Source organism: Achromobacter sp. RW408, from assembly GCF_003184165.1.
In the GTDB taxonomy this organism is placed as follows: Bacteria; Pseudomonadota; Gammaproteobacteria; order Burkholderiales; family Burkholderiaceae_B; genus Achromobacter; species Achromobacter xylosoxidans.
Window position 1 is genome coordinate 72,087 of record NZ_QHHO01000047.1, and the last position, 18,245, is coordinate 90,331.

General features: G+C 67.9%; 19 protein-coding genes. 10 read left to right on the forward strand and 9 right to left on the reverse strand.

The window, feature by feature from the left end; genetic code table 11:
• Positions 1 to 51: 51 nt before the first annotated feature.
• Complete coding sequence (locus DK459_RS16625; RefSeq protein ID WP_006389909.1) at positions 52 to 960, reverse strand: hydroxymethylglutaryl-CoA lyase; 909 nt, start codon at positions 958 to 960, stop codon at positions 52 to 54.
• A gap of 148 nt (positions 961 to 1,108) precedes the next feature.
• Positions 1,109 to 2,236 (reverse strand): DNA-processing protein DprA, encoded by a 1,128-nt coding sequence (gene dprA, locus DK459_RS16630; protein ID WP_038504550.1) that lies wholly within the window; start codon positions 2,234 to 2,236, stop codon positions 1,109 to 1,111.
• Positions 2,237 to 2,488: 252 nt separating this feature from the next.
• On the opposite strand from dprA, the gene def reads away from it, so the two are divergent.
• Positions 2,489 to 3,001, forward strand: a complete 513-nt coding sequence (gene def / locus DK459_RS16635; protein ID WP_006389914.1) for a peptide deformylase — start codon at positions 2,489 to 2,491, stop codon at positions 2,999 to 3,001.
• 31 nt (positions 3,002 to 3,032) lie between these two features.
• Positions 3,033 to 3,974 (forward strand): methionyl-tRNA formyltransferase, encoded by a 942-nt coding sequence (gene fmt / locus DK459_RS16640; RefSeq protein ID WP_110134916.1) that lies wholly within the window; start codon positions 3,033 to 3,035, stop codon positions 3,972 to 3,974.
• Between the two features lie 47 nt (positions 3,975 to 4,021).
• On the opposite strand, the gene DK459_RS16645 is transcribed toward fmt, so the two are convergent.
• From DK459_RS16645 to DK459_RS16660, 4 genes are read right to left on the reverse strand one after another with little or no spacing between them, the layout of a single operon-like run.
• Positions 4,022 to 4,537 (reverse strand): class IV adenylate cyclase, encoded by a 516-nt coding sequence (locus DK459_RS16645; protein ID WP_006389916.1) that lies wholly within the window; start codon positions 4,535 to 4,537, stop codon positions 4,022 to 4,024.
• 25 nt (positions 4,538 to 4,562) lie between these two features.
• On the reverse strand, positions 4,563 to 5,189 hold the full coding sequence (locus DK459_RS16650; protein ID WP_006389917.1) for an HAD hydrolase-like protein: 627 nt from the start codon (positions 5,187 to 5,189) through the stop codon (positions 4,563 to 4,565).
• Positions 5,190 to 5,209: 20 nt separating this feature from the next.
• Entirely contained in the window at positions 5,210 to 5,770 is a 561-nt protein-coding gene (locus tag DK459_RS16655; RefSeq protein ID WP_006389918.1) for a hypothetical protein, read from the reverse strand.
• Positions 5,771 to 5,792: 22 nt separating this feature from the next.
• On the reverse strand, positions 5,793 to 6,395 hold the full coding sequence (locus tag DK459_RS16660; protein WP_006389919.1) for a TIGR00730 family Rossman fold protein: 603 nt from the start codon (positions 6,393 to 6,395) through the stop codon (positions 5,793 to 5,795).
• A gap of 227 nt (positions 6,396 to 6,622) precedes the next feature.
• On the opposite strand from DK459_RS16660, the gene DK459_RS16665 reads away from it, so the two are divergent.
• Positions 6,623 to 7,183, forward strand: a complete 561-nt coding sequence (locus tag DK459_RS16665; protein ID WP_006389923.1) for a bacterioferritin — start codon at positions 6,623 to 6,625, stop codon at positions 7,181 to 7,183.
• Positions 7,184 to 7,238: 55 nt separating this feature from the next.
• On the opposite strand, the gene DK459_RS16670 is transcribed toward DK459_RS16665, so the two are convergent.
• A complete protein-coding gene (locus tag DK459_RS16670) occupies positions 7,239 to 7,625 on the reverse strand; it encodes a helix-turn-helix domain-containing protein (protein ID WP_006389924.1) in 387 nt (128 codons plus the stop codon).
• A 95-nt stretch (positions 7,626 to 7,720) separates the two neighbouring features.
• Here DK459_RS16670 and DK459_RS16675 point away from each other — a divergent pair, with 95 nt between their 5' ends.
• Positions 7,721 to 8,038 carry a multidrug efflux SMR transporter gene (locus tag DK459_RS16675; protein ID WP_006389925.1) on the forward strand — a complete coding sequence of 106 codons (318 nt, stop codon included), beginning with the start codon at positions 7,721 to 7,723 and terminating at the stop codon, positions 8,036 to 8,038.
• A gap of 55 nt (positions 8,039 to 8,093) precedes the next feature.
• Here DK459_RS16675 and rimO read toward each other — a convergent pair whose 3' ends face one another.
• Both rimO and DK459_RS16685 read right to left on the reverse strand, forming a co-directional pair.
• Positions 8,094 to 9,410, reverse strand: a complete 1,317-nt coding sequence (rimO, locus tag DK459_RS16680; protein ID WP_006389926.1) for a 30S ribosomal protein S12 methylthiotransferase RimO — start codon at positions 9,408 to 9,410, stop codon at positions 8,094 to 8,096.
• Between the two features lie 151 nt (positions 9,411 to 9,561).
• Positions 9,562 to 10,194, reverse strand: a complete 633-nt coding sequence (locus tag DK459_RS16685; RefSeq protein ID WP_006389927.1) for a LysE family translocator — start codon at positions 10,192 to 10,194, stop codon at positions 9,562 to 9,564.
• Between the two features lie 130 nt (positions 10,195 to 10,324).
• Between DK459_RS16685 and rsmB the strand changes: the two genes are divergently transcribed.
• Genes rsmB through DK459_RS16715 form a run of 6 tightly spaced genes read left to right on the forward strand, consistent with a single transcriptional unit; the run spans position 10,325 to position 18,214 of the window.
• A complete protein-coding gene (gene rsmB, locus DK459_RS16690) occupies positions 10,325 to 11,662 on the forward strand; it encodes a 16S rRNA (cytosine(967)-C(5))-methyltransferase RsmB (protein WP_054443593.1) in 1,338 nt (445 codons plus the stop codon).
• A gap of 41 nt (positions 11,663 to 11,703) precedes the next feature.
• Entirely contained in the window at positions 11,704 to 12,294 is a 591-nt protein-coding gene (locus DK459_RS16695; RefSeq protein ID WP_006389929.1) for a DUF4390 domain-containing protein, read from the forward strand.
• Positions 12,291 to 14,612 (forward strand): ATP-binding protein, encoded by a 2,322-nt coding sequence (locus tag DK459_RS16700; RefSeq protein ID WP_024070648.1) that lies wholly within the window; start codon positions 12,291 to 12,293, stop codon positions 14,610 to 14,612. The genes DK459_RS16695 and DK459_RS16700 overlap by 4 nt, the downstream gene beginning before the upstream one ends.
• 11 nt (positions 14,613 to 14,623) lie before the next feature.
• Positions 14,624 to 15,313, forward strand: coding sequence for a response regulator (locus DK459_RS16705; protein ID WP_054499695.1), 690 nt, complete (start codon positions 14,624 to 14,626; stop codon positions 15,311 to 15,313).
• A complete protein-coding gene (gene trkA, locus DK459_RS16710) occupies positions 15,310 to 16,689 on the forward strand; it encodes a Trk system potassium transporter TrkA (protein ID WP_006389932.1) in 1,380 nt (459 codons plus the stop codon). The genes DK459_RS16705 and trkA overlap by 4 nt, the downstream gene beginning before the upstream one ends.
• A 55-nt stretch (positions 16,690 to 16,744) precedes the next feature.
• Positions 16,745 to 18,214 (forward strand): TrkH family potassium uptake protein, encoded by a 1,470-nt coding sequence (locus DK459_RS16715; protein ID WP_020926003.1) that lies wholly within the window; start codon positions 16,745 to 16,747, stop codon positions 18,212 to 18,214.
• Positions 18,215 to 18,245: the final 31 nt, after the last annotated feature.

Below are 18,245 nucleotides of genomic sequence, written 5' to 3' on the forward strand. Positions count from 1 at the left end.
GGCCCCGGCGCTCACGCGAAACGCGCGCAGCCATTCTACGAGTTTTTCGCGTCAGGCGGCCCGCTTGGCGGCAATGGCGTTGCCGGCGCGGCTGGAACCCTTGCGATTCAGGTTGGCTGACATCCATTGGCCGATGTCGACCACCGCGTCGAAGTCCACGCCGGTGTCGATGTCCAGGCCGCGCAGCATGTACAGCACGTCTTCGGTGGCGACGTTGCCGGTCGCGCCCTTGGCGTAGGGGCAGCCGCCCAGGCCGGCCACCGAGGCGTGGAAGATCGAGATGCCGGTTTCCAGCGACGCCAGGATGTTGGCCAGCGCCTGGCCGTAGGTGTCGTGGAAGTGGCCGGAGACGCGCGCCGGGTCCACCACGCGTGTGACCGCGGCCATCACGTCGCGCACGCGCTGCGGCGTGCCCACGCCGATGGTGTCGGCCACGTCGATCTCGTCGACCTGCATGGCCAGGTAGCGCTGCGCGACGTCGACCACGGATTCGATGGGCACCTCGCCCTGGTAGGGACAGCCCAGCGCGCAGCTGATGCTGCCGCGCACGCGGATGCCGGCTTCGCGGGCGGCCTGCACCACGGGCTCGAAGCGCGCGATGGACTCGGCGATGGAGCAGTTGATGTTCTTTTGCGAAAAGGCCTCGCTGGCCGCGCCGAAGATGACGATCTCGTCCGCGCCGGCGGCCAGCGCGCCCTCGAAGCCCTTCATGTTGGGCGTAAGGACGGAATAGATGGTGCCGGGGCGGCGCTGGATCCGCGCCATCACGTCGGCGCCGTCGGCCATTTGCGGCACCCACTTGGGCGACACGAACGAGGCCGCCTCGACGTTGGGGAAGCCGGCGGCCGCAAGGCGGTCGATCAGTTCCACCTTGATGTCGGTGGGCACGAATTCCTTTTCATTCTGCAGGCCGTCGCGGGGCGAAACCTCGACGATCTTGACGCGTGTGGGCAATGCCATGTCTCTTCCTGTATCGGTATCGGGGGCGGCCGCGATGGCGGCCCGGTGCCAGGGACAATATTAGCGCCATCGCATCCGGCCCCGTCCGTGGCCGGCGCCAGCCCTGTCCATGCCCTGGCCGGCGCGTCGGACGGCAGGGGGCCGCAGCCTATTTCAGGCGCTGGAAGCGGCCATCGTCCAGGCGCGCGACGCGCGCGGCCAGTTCGAGTTCGAGCAATTGCGCTTGCAGCGTGGCGGTGTCCAGCCCGCAGCGTGCCTGCAGCGCATCCAGGTGCAAGGGGTCGAAGCCCAGGGCTTCGAGCACCGGATGGGTCGGGTTGTCGGCGTCGCCCGGATCGTCGGCCGGCTCGGGCGGTCGGCGCGTGCCCGGTTGGGGGCCGCCGCCAAGTTCGTCGGTAATGTCGGCCGCGGTCTCCACCAGCTTGGCGCCCTGGCGGATCAGCGCATGGCAGCCGCGCGACAGTGGCGAATGGATCGAGCCGGGGATGGCGAATACTTCGCGTCCGCTCTCACCCGCCAGGCGCGCCGTGATCAGCGAGCCGCTCTGCCGGGCCGCTTCCACCACCAGCACGCCCCGCGCCAGGCCTGCCACGATGCGGTTGCGCTTGGGGAAATGCTGCGGCAAGGCGCCGGTGCCCAGCGGCAGCTCGGATACCAGCGCGCCGTGCGCGGCGATGCGGTGCGCCAGGTCGCGGTGGCGCGCCGGGTAGATGCGGTCGATGCCGGTACCCATCACGGCGACCGTGCCGGCGCCGCCCGGGCCGGCGTCCAGCGCGCCTTCGTGGGCCGCGGCGTCGATGCCCAGCGCCAGGCCGCTGACCACGCGCCAGCCGCTGCCGGCCAGGTGGCGGGCGAAGGCGCGGGCGTTTTCCTGGCCGCCGGGCGTGGCGTTGCGCGCGCCCACCACCGCCAGCGCGGGGCCTTGCAGATAGGCCGGATCGCCATTCACGTAGAGCAGGATGGGCGGATCGGCGATGGTGAGCAGGCTTTGTGGATAACCCGGATCTGACAGCGTCAGGATGTGATGGCCGGGCGCGTCGACCCACTGCAGGGCGCTGTCGACCTGAGCCGCCATGTCGGCGGGCATGGGCGCGGCCAGCTGGCGGGCCAGCGCGTCGGGCAGCTGGCGCGCCAGGGCGGTGGCGCGCTGGGCGTAGATCTGTTCCGGCAGCCCCAGGGCGCCCAGCAGCGTGCAGGCGGTGGCGGAACCTATGCCCGGTTCCAGGGACAGGCGCAGCCAGGCGGACAATTCAGCGGCGGTATGGGTGAGCGGCATGGGCGAAGAGCGCGGGATGGGCCGGCGCGGGAAAGGCGCAGGGGGCGCGCTTGGCGCGCCGGACGTCCGAGAGTGTCTCATGACGGTGTGGCCGGGGCGGGCGGGGCGGACCGAATCGTCCCGCCCGCCATCGGGCAAAACGGTGCCGGACAGTGCTCCGACAATCCCGGATTTAGCCGAAAACTATTAGAAATCAAGACTCTAATGAATTAAACTGTTGGTCAGACACCAATTACCAACGATCCCTATTCAATGGCTTTACTTCCCATTCTTCGCTACCCGGATCCGCGCTTGCACAAGAAGGCCAAGCCGGTCGCCGAGGTCGATGACCGCATCCGCCAACTGGTGCGCGACATGGCCGAGACCATGTACGACGCGCCGGGGGTGGGCCTGGCCGCGACCCAGGTGGACGTGCACGAGCGCGTGGTCGTCATCGACGTCTCCGAAGAAAGCAACCAGCTGCTGGTGCTGATCAACCCCGAGATCACCTGGCGCAGCGACGATTACAAGATCTACGAGGAAGGCTGCCTGTCGGTTCCGGGCATCTACGACGAAGTCGAGCGCGCCTCGCGCATCCGTTGCAAGGCGCTGGACATCGACGGCAAGCCGTTCGAGTTCGACGCCGATGGCCTGCTGGCCGTTTGCGTGCAGCACGAGCTTGACCACCTGGAAGGCAAGGTGTTCGTCGAATACCTGTCCAACCTGAAGCAGAATCGCATCAAGACCAAGCTGAAAAAGGCCGAGCGCGAAGCGCTGCGCGCCTGACGCCCGTCCCATCCTTCCCGGTCCGACCCTCATGCGCCTCGTTTTTGCCGGCACGCCGGAATTCGCCCGTATCGCCTTCGACGCCCTGCGGGCGGCAGGGCACGACATTCCCCTGGTCATGACCCAGCCCGACCGTCCGGCCGGGCGCGGACTCAAGCTGACGCCCAGTCCCGTCAAGCAGGCCGCGCTCGACGCCGGTATCGAGGTGGCCCAGCCGCGCAGCCTGCGGCTGGATGGCCGCTATCCCGATGAAGCCGCCGAGGCGCGTGCCCTGCTCGAACGCGTGGCGCCCGACGTCATGGTGGTCGCGGCCTACGGCCTGATCCTGCCGCAGTGGGTGCTGGACCTGCCGCGCCTGGGCTGCCTGAACATCCACGCCAGCCTGCTGCCGCGCTGGCGCGGCGCGGCGCCGATCCAGCGCGCCATCGAGGCCGGCGATGACCGCACCGGCGTCACCATCATGCAGATGGACGCGGGCCTGGACACCGGCGACATGCTGCTCGAACGTATCGTGCCGATCGGCGCCGACACCAATGCCGCGCAGTTGCACGACGCGTTGGCGCTGGCCGGTGGCGAGGCGATCGTGGCGGCCCTGGCCGCGCTGGCGCAGGGCGGCCTGGCGCCGCGCAAGCAGTCCGAGGAAGGCGTGACCTACGCCGCCAAGCTCGACAAGGCCGAGGCGGCGCTCGACTGCAGCCAGCCCGCCGCGCTGCTGGCGCGCTGCGTGCGCGCGTTCAATCCGGTGCCCGGCGCCAGCATCCGCCTGCCCGGCCTGGTCGATCCCGTGAAGGTGTGGCGCGCCGAGGCCGTGGCGCAGGCAGTGACGGCCGCGCCCGCAAGCGTGTTGCGCACCGCTGCCGACGGCATCGACATCGCCACCGGCGATGGCGTGCTGCGCTTGCTGGAACTGCAGAAGGCGGGCGGCAAGCGCCAGCCGGTGGACGTGTTCGTGCGAGGCTGGCAGCCGGACTGACGCCGGCCGATGCTGCCCAGGCCGTGCCGCCACCCTTGGCGCCGGGTTCAGCCCCGTTGGGCCAGCAGATCCAGATAGGCGCCGGACACCAGCTGTTCCGGGGCGATCCGCAGGCTGGCCAGCAGTTCCCGCGCTTCGGCCATGCCGGCCTCGGCGCTTTCCCCGTCGCGCAGCACCACTTCGAGTTCCAGGAATTCCCCCAGTCCCTCGACCCGGTCCAGATGGATGCGGGTGCGGCCGGCCATGAACAGCAGGCGCTGCTTGCGCACGCGGCCGATGACGCCGTAGGCCAGCCCCAGCGCATCGCGCAGCGTGTCCGGCGACGACGTCGGCGAGATGACGTAGAAGCTCTCCTTGGGCCCGGTGTCGTCGGCGCGGCGGTAGAAGATCAGTTCGCCCGTGCCGTCGCTGAAAGCGCGCAGCTTGAGACGGCCATCGGGACAGGCGAAGAAGGTGTCGTCCTGCGCGATGGCGACCGGCTCCTTGCCGGACAGCGCCGCCGCCAGGGATTCGACGGCGGCCAGGCTGGCCACCCGCGCCTTGATCTCGATGTTGCGTGCCATGGGTGCCTCCGGGGCGAAAGCCGCGTCAAGCGAGCACGGCGGGCAGATCGGCGACCTGCATGATCAATTCGTCGGGGCCGCGCTCGCGCAACGCGTCCACGTGGTTGTAGCCCCAGGCCACGGAACCGACCCTGACCCCCGCCTTGCGCGCGGCGTCGATGTCGCGCATTTCGTCTCCGACCAGCAAGAAACGTTCCGGCGCGGTGTCGTGGCGCTTGAGCAGCCGCTCGATCTTGGCCGCCTTGCCGAACAGGTCGGTGCCACATTCGTAGTCGTCGAACAGGGCCGCGGTGTCGGGCCCCAGCACGCGCCGCACGTTTTCCAGCGAATTGGAGCTGACCACCGCCAGCCGCACCCCGGCGGCCTTCAGGCGGGCCAGCGCGTCGGGAATGCCGTCGAACATGTGCACGCTGGGATCGATCTCCTGCATCAGGGTGCGCACGTGCGCCATGATGGCGGGCAGCTTCCACAGCGGGATGCCGAGGAATTTGAGGATCTCGGCGGCGTCGCGGTGACGCAGCTGGTCGCGTTCGGCGGCGTCGATCTTGCGAAAACCGTACTTGTCCGCGACCGTGTTCAGGATGGAATTGAACCAGGGCATGGTATCGGCCAGGGTTCCGTCGAAGTCGAAGGCTGCGATGTCGTATTTCAAGTAAACAATCCGATGCCGAGCTACATGGGGTGAAGCAGATACTGCACCACTGGCGCCAGGTCTTCAAGCGGCGGGGCGCCGGCGACCACGCGCTGCGCGTTGGTCCAGGGGTAGTCCAGCGCCAGCAGCCAGCCGAAGACGGCGTCGGCGTCGCCGGGCGGCAGGGTCACCATGGTCTCGATAGTGATGGTCAGGCGCGAAGCGCGGTAGGGCTCGGGCTGGAACGTCCAGTCGTAGCGACCGCAACCCACGCGCACGTTGCCCGTGGCTTTTTCGGTCATGCCGACGATCCAGTCACAGGAATAATCGGACAGACGCGCATCGGCGTCGGGCCGCGCCAGATAGAAGGTGTAGACGTTGTCGTAGGTCTGGCCGAACTTGCGCACCAGTGTGTCGGTGATCGCGGCCAGGCCGTGGGATTCGGGCGGAAACGCAATGGCCTGCGTGCGCAGCGCCATCTTCAGCACGGCCTGCGGCGCGAAGGCGCGGGCCATGTAGTGCGGACGGTTTTCGTCCTTGGCGTGGAAGTAATCGCGCAATACGGACTCGGTGCTGGCGGGGAACGACGAACCGTTGGACATTGCGGGCTTTCCTTGGGGCGGGTTAGGGGGCGCGATGCTCGGGCTTGACCGGCTCGAACCACTTGGAGACGTTGGGCGGCTCGTAGATGGCGTAGCGGTCCAGCAGCGTGGCGGGATCGCTTTCCACCACCAGCATGTCGCGGTGCTGGGGGCGCATGAAGGCTTCGTCGACGGCGTGGTCGACGAACTGCATCAGCGCGTCGTAGTAGCCGGCGATGTTGAGCAGGCCGCAGGGCTTCTGGTGCATGCTGAGCTGGGCCCAGGTCCAGACTTCGAAGAATTCCTCCAGCGTGCCGGCGCCGCCGGGCAGCGCGATGAAGCCATCGGCCTTCTCCATCATCATGGCCTTGCGCTCGTGCATGCTTTGCACCAGGTGCAATTCGGTCAGGCCGCGATGGGCCTGTTCCTTCTTTTGCAGCAGTTCAGGGATCACGCCGATCACCCGGCCGCCGCCCGCCAGCACCTCGTTGGCGATCACGCCCATGATGCCGACGATCGAGCCGCCGTAGACCAGGCCCAGGTCACGCTTGACCAGTTCTCGGGCCAGCACGCGGGCCTGTTCCAGATAGTCGGGGCGCGCGCCGGGATTGGAGCCGCAATACACGCAGATGTTCTTCAGGGTCATATGAAGCTACTTATTGCCGGGCCCGTTACAGATTGCGTCACGGGCCGTCCGGGAAGCCGATAGTTTACGAGAAGCGCCGGACGCGCTTTTGCGCGGCGCGTGAAAGGCCGATCCGGGGCCATGGGCAATGTTTGGACACAGCATCTTTTTGCGTGGCCGGTAGACTGGGTTGTTCGGAACGACTGGAAATCCAGCGTCGTCTTGCTAACCCAAAAGGAGCTAACGATATGGAAAACACGACCCGCAACCGCGAACAGGCAAGCCGCCCCTTCGACATGGATGTGAAGGCGATCCGCGCCAAGGCGCGCCAGGACATCGAGTCCGGCGCCGTCACCGACACCTACCGCGCCGACCGCAAGACCGTGCTCAAGCTGCTGAACGAAGCGCTGGCCACGGAAATCGTCTGTGTGCTGCGCTACAAGCGCCACTTCTTCATGGCCCGCGGCCTGAACGCCGAGCCGGTGGCGGCGGAATTCGCCGAGCACGCCACCCAGGAACAGGAGCACGCCGACAAGTTGGCCGAACGCATCGTGCAGCTGGGCGGCGAGCCCAACCTGTCGCCCAAGGGCCTGCTCGAACGCAGCCATTCCGAGTACGTCGAGGGCAGCACGCTCGAAGAAATGATCAAGGAAAACCTCATCGCCGAGCGTATTGCCATTGACAGCTACCGCCAGATGATCGAGTACATCGGCGAGCAGGATTCGACCACGCGTCGCCTGCTGGAGGAAATCCTGGCGGTCGAGGAAGAGCACGCCGACGACATGTCTGATTTTCTGGCCAAGCATTAAGGCCGACGCCGGCCGAGGGCGGGCCGTCCGCCCGGGACGCGCCGGCTGGCTGTGATCAGCCGGCGCGCGCGGCCGCCGCGTCATGGCGGCGCGCCGCCGCGTCCAGTTGCGCATGGTGCCTTTCGGCCCAGCGATCCAGCGCCACCAGCGCCACATTCAGCGATTTCCCCAGCTCGGTCAGGTGATAGCGCACGTGCGGCGGCACGGTGCGCATGTCCTCGCGCCGCACCAGCCCGTGGCGTTCCAGGTCGCGCAGCGTCTGCGTCATCATCTTCTGCGAGATGCCGCCCAGCTTGCGCAGCAGTTCGTTGTTGCGCAGCGGGCCGCGCGCCAGCGCGGGAAGCACCAGCGGCACCCACTTGCCGGAAATCAGTTCGAGCGCGCGGCGCGACGGACAGGCGGCGTCGAAGACGTCCGCCGATGAAGAGGAAGAGACAGCCATGGTGAGCCTTTCATGGTTACCAAAAGGTGCGTACTTGTGTATGGGTAACTATAGGCCCTAAGCTTGCCGCATTCCAATATCGAAGGGAGGCCGCGATGGCCTGGTGGATCCTGTTGGCCGCGAGCGCGGTGGAAATCGTGATGGCGCTGGCGTTGAAGTACGCAGACGGCTGGACGCGGTTCTGGCCCAGCGCCATCGGCATCGCCGCGGCCTTGGGCAGCATCTTCCTGTTGACCCTGGCGATGCGGCACCTGCCCGCCGGCACCGCCTATGCGGTGTGGACCGGCATCGGTTCCGTGGGCATCACGGTGCTGGGGATCGTGTTGTTCGGCGATTCGCCGTCCGTCGCGCGCCTGGCGTGCATCGCCCTGATCGTGGGCGGCGTGGCGGGCCTGAAGCTACTGGAGGCCTGAGCCGCAGGGGGCTGGGGCTTCCTGCCGGCGGCGGGCGCCGCCGGCAACATGGCGCTCAGACCGTGTCGGCCCAGAGGTCGTATTCGTCGGAGTCGGTGACGCGGGCGCGCACCAGGTCGCCGGCCTTGAGCTTGCGGTCGGAACTGACGTAGACGCAGCCGTCGATTTCCGGCGCGTCGCCAGCGCTGCGGCCCACGGCGCCGTCGTCGTCCACTTCGTCGATCAGCACCTCGATCTCGCGGCCGACCTTGCGCGCCAGACGGGCGGTGGAAATCGACTGCTGCATTTCCATGAAGCGTTCCCAGCGTTCCTGCTTGACCTCGTCAGGCACCGGATTGTCGAGCAGGTTGGCGGGCGCGCCTTCGACCGGCGAATACTGGAAACAGCCGACGCGGTCGAGCTGGGCTTCCTGCATCCAGTCCAGCAGGTACTGGAAGTCTTCCTCGGTTTCGCCGGGGAAGCCGACGATGAAGGTCGAACGGATGGTCAGGTCGGGGCAGGTCTCGCGCCACTGCTTGATGCGCGCCAGCGTCTTGTCCTCGAACGCCGGGCGTTTCATGGCCTTGAGGATGCGCGGGCTGGCGTGCTGGAACGGGATGTCCAGATAGGGCAGGATCTTGCCCTCGGCCATCAGCGGAATCACTTCGTCCACGTGCGGGTAGGGGTAGACGTAGTGCAGGCGCGTCCAGACGCCCATTTCGGACAAGGCCGTACAGAGCTCGGTCATGCGGGTGCGCACCGGGCGGCCGTTCCAGAAGCCGCTGCGGTACTTGACGTCGACGCCATAGGCGCTGGTGTCCTGCGAGATCACCAGCAGTTCCTTGACGCCGGCCTTGACCAGGCGCTCGGCTTCGCTGAGCACGTCGCCCACCGGGCGGCTGACCAGGTCGCCGCGCATCGACGGGATGATGCAGAAGCTGCAGCGGTGATTGCAGCCTTCCGAAATCTTCAGGTAGGCGTAGTGGCGCGGGGTCAGCTTGACGCCCTGCGGCGGCACCAGGTCCAGGTAGGGGTTGTGGTCCTTCTTGGGCGGCGCGGCGTCGTGCACGGCGCGCACCACTTCCTCGTACTGCTGCGGGCCGGTCACGGCCAGCACGCTGGGGTGCACGTTGCGGATCACCGATTCCTCGACGCCCATGCAGCCGGTGACGATGACCTTGCCGTTCTCGGCCAGCGCTTCGCCGATGGCTTCCAGCGACTCGGCCTTGGCGCTGTCGATGAAACCACAGGTGTTGACCACCACGACGTCGGCGTCGTTGTATTCGGGCGTGACTTGATACCCTTCGGTGCGCAGTTGGGTCAGGATGCGTTCGGAGTCGACCAGGGCTTTGGGACAGCCCAGGCTGACGAAGCCGACTTTGGGGGAAGACATGGAATACCTCGGTGGGCGCGAGCCGGCGCCAGTGATCAAATACTGCGCAATTCTAGCGCGGCAGGGCGGGGGGCCGTTATTTTAGCGGGTCGCCGAGGGCGATTCCCGGCTGGTGTGCGTCCCTAATATCGGAGCAGGGCGACGCCGGGCGTCAGGCGCCGCTGCGGCGGTACAGCGCCAGGGTGCCGGCCAGCCCGATCATCAGCGAGCCGCAGACCCGGTTCAGCCAGCGCAGGCCCGAGCCGCGAAAGGCTCGCACCAGCTGCGCGCCCAGGGTGGCGTAGGCCAGCATGGTCAGGATGTTCATCAGCGCCAGCACGGCGGCCACGGTGGCGTATTGCGGCAGCAGGGGCGCCTGGGTATTGATGAACTGCGGCAGGAAGGCCGACATGAACAGCAGCGCCTTCGGGTTGGTCAGCGCCACCACGAAGCTGCGCAGGCCCAGCTTCAGGCCCACCGGCCGCGCGGCGCCGGGTTCGGCGGCCGGCAGCACCAGCGCGGCGTCCGAGCGCAGCATCTTCCAGCCGAGATAGGCCAGGTAGGCAGCGCCCGCCCACTTGATGACATGGAAGGCCACTTCGGAGGCGGCCAGCACCACGCCCAGGCCGGAAGCGACCGCGCCCACCAGAATGAAATCCGCCAGTACCGCGCCGCCCATGCCCCAGCAGGCGGTGCGCACGCCGTGGCGCGAGCCGTTGCTCATGGCGAGCAGGACGGTCGGGCCGGGCGTCACGATGGCGACGGCCGAGGCCAGGATGAACAGCAGCAGCGTGGCGGTGGACATGGCGGGCTCCGAGGCAAGCGGCCAGTGTGACGCGCCCGGCCGGGTTCGTCCAGCGCTCCGGGGCCGGCCGTCGCGGCGAGGAAAGGCCGCGCCGGGCTACCATAGCGGTCTTGTCCTTTGATTTCCTGCCATGTCCACGCGTTCCGCCCCCCCTCATCTGGCCCCCCCGCTGTCCACCGTCCTGCTTGCCAGCGCGGGCGTCGTGGAGCAAGTCCTGGACGGGCGGTCGCTGACCGAGGCGCTGGCCGACGTCGACGGACCGCTGCGACCGGCCGTGCAGGCGGTGTCGTTCCACGCCATGCGCTATCTGGGCTGGGCCGACGCGGTCGGCCGCGAGTTGGTGCAGCGCTATCCCAACGTGTTGTTCGAGTCGCTGCTGCTGGTCTCCCTGACCCTGCTGCGGGCCGAGGGAGAGGCCGCGGCCGCGCTGCCGGGCATGCCCGTGTACGCGCCGCACACCGTCGTGGACCAGGCCGTCACGGCCGCCTCCAGGAACCGCAGCCTGGCCTCGTTCAAGGGCCTGCTCAATGGCTGCCTGCGCCGCTTCCTGCGGGAACGCGAGGCGCTGGCGGCCGCGGTGGCCGACAGCCCCGAGGCCGAATGGAACCATCCGGGCTGGTGGGTCAAGCAACTGCGCGTGGCCTATCCCCAGCAATGGCAGGACATCCTGCGTGCCGCCAACCTGCCGGCGCCGCTGACCCTGCGCGTCAACCGCCGCCGCGCCAGCCGCGAGCAGGTGCTGGCCGCGTTCCGGGACGCCGGCCTGGCGGCCGAGCCCGTCGGCGTGGCGGGCCTGGTGCTGGCCACGCCCCGGCCCGTGGCGCAACTGCCCGGCTTCGCCGAGGGCTGGTGGTCGGTGCAGGACGCCGGCGCCCAGCTGGCGGCCGAGCTGCTGGCGCCGGTCGACGGCATGCGCGTGCTGGACGCCTGCGCGGCGCCCGGCGGCAAGACGGCGCACCTGCTGGAGCTGGCGGACATCGACCTGCTGGCGCTGGACGCCGATGCCGGGCGCTTGGCGCGGGTCGGCCAGAACCTGGACCGGCTGGGCCTGGCCGGCGAGCGGGCGCGGTTGCAGGCGGCCGACGCCGCCGATCTGGACGCCTGGTGGGACGGCCGGCCGTTCGATGCGGTGCTGGCGGACGTGCCCTGCACCGCATCGGGCATCGTGCGGCGCCACCCCGACATCCGCTGGCTGCGCCGCGAAAACGACCTGCGCCGCACCGCCACGCTGCAGACCCGCATCCTGGACGCGCTCTGGCAGACCGTGGCGCCTGGCGGCCGGCTGCTGTACGTGACCTGCTCGGTATTCCCGATCGAAGGCACGCGCCAGGCGCTGGAATTCCTGCAGCGCCACCCCGACGCCCGGCGCCTGGAGGCGCCGGGGCAATTGCTGCCAGTTGCTGTCGACGCAACACCCGCGGCGCAGCACGATGGGTTTTTCTACGCCTTGTTTGCCAAGCAGTCGTGAATCGCCAAGAATAGGGGGCATGACGGGGGTTCTGGTGTCGTATGTCCATCATTTCACGCTTATTTCTCGGGTTGTTGTTCGCATCTGCCGCGCTGTCATTGGTGCCGGCCGGCCAGGCGCATGGATCCGAGCCGAAAGTGGCGCGGGTCGAACCGGTGGTGCGTGGCGACAAACTTGAAATCGATGCCGACATCGAATTCGAACTGAACCCGCAATTGCGAGACGCCGCCCAGCGCGGCGTGCCCCTGTATTTCACCGCCGACCTGACCATCACGCGCGAGCGCTGGTGGTGGTTCGACAAATCCCTGGTGGATACCTCGCGCACCTGGCGCGTGATCTACAACGCGCTGACGCGCCAGTGGCGCGCCGGGGTGGGCGAGCTTTCCTTCCCCGTGGCATCGCTGGACGATGCCATGAGCGTCATCCGCCACGTCCGCAACTGGCAGGTGGCCGACGCCGACGAGTTCGACGAAGGCGTGGTCTATGGCGGCCAGCTGCGGTTGCGGCTGGACACGTCGCTGCTGCCGCGGCCCTTCCAGGTCAATGCCCTGAACAGCAGTTCCTGGATCCAGGCGACGCCGTGGACCGATTTTTCGTTCACGCTGGGTGACAAGGAGAAAGACCCCTCATGAGGCTGCTGCTTCGGCTGGCCTTGATGGTCGGCGCCGTGAGCGGCCTGGCGTTGCTGGGCCTGCTGGCGTGGTCCACCGGCAATGCCTCGCGCTTTGCCCGCTATTACGACACGCTGTTGATCCTGAACGGCATTTTCGCCCTGGCGCTGTTCGTCTGGGTGGTGGCGCTGACGGTGCGGCTGGCGCGGCAGATCCGCCGCCGGCAGTTCGGCGCCCGGCTTACCGCGCGGTTTTCGCTGGCCTTTGCCCTGATCGGCGTGGTGCCCGGCGCGCTGATCTACACGGTCTCGGTGCAGTTCATGTCGCGCTCGATCGAGTCGTGGTTCAACGTTCGGGTCGATAGCGCGCTCGAGGCCGGCCTGAACCTCGGCCGCGCCGCGCTCGACTCGCTGCTGGCCGACCTGGACGCGCGGGCGCGCTCCATGGCCGCGGAACTGAACCGCAATTCCGACACCGGCGTGACGCTGGCCCTGACCCGCCTGCGCGAAGCCAACGGCGTGCAGGAAGCCATGGTCTTCACCGGCAGCGGCCGCATGGTGGCATTCTCCACCAGCCAGTATGGCCAACTGCTGCCGGCCATGCCGCCGCCCACCGTCATGAACCAGTTGCGCCTGTCGCGGGGTTACTCGGCCGCCGAGGCCGACGATCCGGTCAAGCCGGGCGTGGACGGCGGCCTGCATCTGCGCGTGGTGATCCCGCTGACCGGGCCCGACCGCTACGACAACCTGCTGGGCGCCGCCTCCGAGCCGCGCTGGCTGCAGCTGCTGCAGCCGGTGCCCGAGCAGATCGCGCACAACGCCAACCTGGTGCAGCAGGGCTTTCGCGACTACCAGGAATTGGCCCTGTCGCGGCTGGGCCTGCGCAAGCTCTATGGCATCACGCTCACCCTGGCGCTGCTGCTGGCCGCATTCGGCGCCATCGCCGTGGCGCTGTCGCTGTCCAAGCGGCTGGTGCGGCCGCTGCTCAGCCTGGCCGGCGGCACCCAGGCCGTGGGCGTGGGCGATTACCGGCCGCTGCCGGAGCCGCCCGAACGCGACGAGGTCGGCCAGCTCACCCGTTCGTTCAACGCCATGACGCGTCAGCTCGACGAGGCCCGCCGCATGGTCGAAAGCAACCGCCAGCAGCTCGAGCGCTCCAACGTCTACCTGGAAAGCGTGCTGTCGAACCTGTCTTCCGGGGTGCTGGTGTTCGACGAGTCCTTCCGCGTCACCACCGTCAACCAGGGCGCCCAGACCATCCTGCAGGCCGACCTGCGCTCGGTGATCGGGCGGCCGCTGGAAACCGTGGACGGCATGCTCGAATTCGCGAATGTCGTGCGGCAGGCGTTTTCCACCCACGCGGCGGTGGGTTCGGAACGCCAGCACTGGCAGCAGCAGTTCGAGATCGCTCCCAAGCAGGGCGACACGCCCAACGGGCCGCAGGCGCTGACGCTGCTGGCGCGCGGCACTCACCTGCGGGTCGATGGCCGTGGCAACGGCTACCTGGTGGTGTTCGACGACATCACCGAGGTCATTTCGGCCAACCGCACGGTGGCCTGGGGCGAGGTGGCGCGCCGCCTGGCCCACGAAATCAAGAATCCGCTGACGCCGATCCAGCTCTCCGCCGAACGCCTGGCGATGAAGCTGGAGGGCAAGCTGCAACCGGCCGAGGCCCAGATCGTCGAGCGGTCCACCAACACCATCGTCAACCAGGTGGCGTCGCTCAAGCAGATGGTGGACGATTTCCGCGAATACGCCCGCACGCCGCCGGCGGTGATGCAGCGCATCGATTTCAACGCCCTGGTGGCGGACGTGCTGTCCTTGTACGGCTGGGAGCCCGACGGCGCCCCCTCGGTGCGTTCGGCGTCGGGCAAGGCGCTGAACCTGGACGTCAGCCTGGGCGCCGACCTGCCGGCCATCGAGGGCGACCCGACCCAGCTGCGCCAGGTGATCCACAACCTGCTGTCCAACGCCCGCGACGCCATCGCCGAGAAGGGCGGCGAGGGCCGGGTCAGCGTCACCACCCAGCTGATGCGCAGCGAGCAGCCCGACCGCGCCGACCAGCAGGCCCTGCGTTTCACGGTCGCCGACACCGGCCCGGGTTTCCCGCCGCAGGTCATGCAGCGCGCCTTCGAGCCCTACGTAACCACCAAGTCCCACGGGACTGGGTTAGGATTGGCAATCGTACGCAAGATCGTGGAAGAGCATGGCGGTCGGATCGACCTTGCCAATCGCAAGGAAGGCGGCGCGCGGATCTCCATCTTGTTGACCCGGCTTGCGCCCGGGGCCGATACTATGGACGCGACCGCGCAAGAAAAGGATAATGCGGCTACGCAATAGGTGGATGCTTTATGGCCAGAATTCTGGTGGTTGACGACGAAGTCGGTATTCGCGAGCTTTTGTCGGAAATCCTTTACGACGAAGGGCATACGGTCGAACTGGCCGAAAACGCGGCGCAAGCGCGCGCCGCGCGCCTTCGCATGCGTCCCGATCTGGTGCTGCTGGACATCTGGATGCCGGACACCGATGGCGTCAGCCTGCTCAAGGAATGGGGCTCGCAAGGCCTGCTGGACATGCCGGTCATCATGATGAGCGGCCACGCCACCATCGACACGGCGGTCGAGGCCACGCGCATCGGCGCCATGGACTTCCTTGAAAAGCCCATCACGCTGCAACGCCTGCTCAAGACCGTGGCGGCCGGCCTGGCCCGTGGCAGGGTGCCGCATCCGGCGCCCGTTGTGGCGCCGGCGACGGTCAGCGCCACCGTGGCCCTCGAAGACGAACTCGATCCGCCGGCGTTGTCGGCTGCTCCCGCCAACGAGGTTCCGGTCACCGCCAACGGCCAGCTGGGCAGCATCTCGCTGGACCAACCGCTGCGCGAGGCGCGCGATGAATTCGAGCGTATCTATTTCGAATACCACCTGGTTCGCGAAAGCCACAGCATGACGCGCGTTTCCGAACGCACCGGCCTCGAGCGCACCCACCTGTATCGCAAGCTCAAGCAATTGGGCATTGAATCGGCGCGCAAACGGGGCGCATGAAGATCCTGATCATCGGCGCTGGTCGCGTAGGCACCAGCGTGGCTGAAAACCTGGTGTCCGAGCAGAACGACATCACGGTGATCGATTCGGATCCGGCCCAGCTGCAATACCTGCAAGAACATTTTGACCTGCGCGTCGTCCACGGCGACGGCTCGCAGGTATCGGTGCTGGAGGGCGCGGGCGCCGCCGATACCGACCTGCTGATCGCCTGCGCCGCCTCCGACGCGGCCAACATGGTGGCTTGCAAGATCGCCCGCCAGTTGTTCAACATCCCACGCCGCATCGCCCGCATCCGATCGGGCGAAATCGCCGAATATCCCGAACTGATGAGCGAAGAGGGCTTCTGCATCGACGCCATCATCAGCCCCGAGCGCAGCGTCACCACCTACCTGCACAGCCTGATCGAGTTTCCCGAGGCGCTGCAGGTGGTCGAATTCGCCGAGGGCCGCGTCAGCGTCGTGACCGTCCGCGTCGGGCATGGCAGCCCGATGGCGCATCATCCCGTCGACAAGCTGCGCGAGGTCTGGCCCGACGTCACCGCCCGCGTGATCGACGTGCTGCGCGGCGGCCGGCCGCTGCGGGCCGGCTCCGGCACCGTGATCGCGCCCGGCGACGAAGTGGTGCTGGTGGTGGACACGCGCCATGCCCGCCGCGCCGTGCGCCAGCTGCGCGAGGCCGAGAAGGCCGTGCGCCGCGTGATGATCGCCGGCGGCGGCAATATCGGCCTGCGGCTGGCGCGCACGCTGGCCGAAGAGAATTACAGCGTGCGCATCATCGAGCGCGACCTCAAGCGCTGCGAATACCTGGCCACGCAGTTGCCCGACAGCGTGCTGGTGCTGCATGGCAGCGGCACCGACGAGGCCCTGCTGGAACGCGAGAACATCGAGGACATGGACACCTGGCTGGCGCTGACCAGCGACGACGAGGACAACATCATGTCGTCGCTGCTGGCCAAGCGGCTGGGCGCGCGCAAGGTGATCGCGCTGATCAACCGCCAGGCCTATGGCGAACTGATGCAGGGCAGCCATATCGACATCGCCGTGTCGCCGTCGCAAGCCACCATGAGCGAACTGCTGCGCCACGTGCGCCGCGGCGACGTGGCGGCGGTGCACCGCCTGCGCCAGGGCGTGGCCGAGGCGCTGGAGGCGATCGCCCACGGCGACCGCTCCAATTCCAAGGTGGTGGGCCGGCCGGTGGGCGAGATCAGCCTGCCCAAGGGCGCCAGCATCGGCGCCCTGGTGCGCGAGGACGAAATCATCCTGCCCGACGCCGATACCGTGATCGAGACCGACGACCACGTCATCGTCTTCGTGCCCTCGCGCAAGCAGATGCCGCGCGTGGAAAAGCTGTTCCAAGTGTCGGCGTCGTTCTTCTGATGGATCCGCGCGCCCAGCTTCCCGGCGGGCCGGCGGCGGCCGGAGGGCTTCCCGCATGAAGCGCGTCCTGGCCACCCTGCATATCCTCGGCCTGACCATGGTGATGTTTGCCCTCACCATGCTGATCCCGCTGGGCGTGGCCTACGTGGGCGGCGACGCGGCGCGCGACGCCTTCCTGCATGGCTTCCTGATTTCCGTCGGCATCGGCGTGGCGCTCGCGGCACTGACCCGGCGTTCGCGCAGCGAGCTGCGCGCGCGCGACGGATTCGTGCTGGTGTCGGCGGTTTGGGCCGGGCTGCCGCTGCTGGCGGCGATTCCGTTGCTGATCTATTTCCACCGCGCCGGCCTGCCGCTGTCGTTCACCGGCGCGTATTTCGAGGCCATGTCGGGGCTGACGACCACTGGCGCCACCGTCCTGACCAATCTGGATGCGCTGCCCGCCTCGATCAACCTGTGGCGCGCCACCCTGATCTGGATCGGCGGCATGGGGATCCTGGTGCTGGCGGTGGCCATCCTGCCGCTGCTGGGCGTGGGCGGCCACCAGGTGGTACGGGCCGAAACGCCCGGCCCCATGAAGGACGAGCGGCTCACGCCCCGCATCGCCAGCACCGCCAAGGCGCTGTACGCGGTGTACTTCGCGTTTTCGATCCTGTGCTTCCTGGCGTACCGGGCCGTCGGCCTGTCCTGGTTCGAGGCCTGGTGCCACATGGCCACGACCATGGGGCTGGGCGGCTTTTCCACCTGGGATGACGGCTTCGCCCATTTCGATTCCGTGGCCGTGGAAATGGTGGCCATGGTGTTCATGCTGATCGCCGGCATCAACTTCGCCACGCATTTCAACGCCTTCCGCCAGCGCAGCCCGCGCGCCTACCTGCGTTGCCCGGAAGCCATTCCCTACCTGGTGGTGGTGCTGGGCGTGGGCCTGGTGATCTCGGTGTTCCTGTACGTCAAAGGCGTCTACCAGGAGCCGCTGCAGGCGCTGCGCTATGGCATGTTCAACACCATCTCCATGGCCACCACCACCGGCTACGCCAACACCGATTTCGCCCAGTGGCCGTTGTTTGCGCCGCTTACGATGCTGCTGCTGTCGGGGTTTGCCACCTCGGCCGGGTCGACGGGCGGTGGCATCAAGATGATCCGGGCGATCCTGCTGGTCAAGCAGGCTCGCAATGAGTTGGTAACAATGTTGCACCCGCATGCGGTCAGTCCGGTGCGCATCAATGGCCGCGCGGTGGAAGCGCGGACCATGTCGTCGGTGCTGGCGTTCATGCTGTTCTACGGCCTGTCCATCGCCGTTTTCACCAGCCTGCTGCTGTTGTCCGGGCTGGACCCGATCACGGCCTTCTCGGCCGTGTTCGCCAGCGTCAACAACACCGGTCCCGGCCTGGGCCCGGTCGGGCCCATGGGCAATTTCGCCGTGCTGTCCGACTTCCAGATCTGGGTGTGCACCTTCGCCATGCTGATCGGCCGCCTGGAATTGCTGACGGTGCTGGTGCTGTTCACGCCCATTTTCTGGCGCAAATAGCGGCGCATTCCGGATCCGGCCCGGCAGCGGC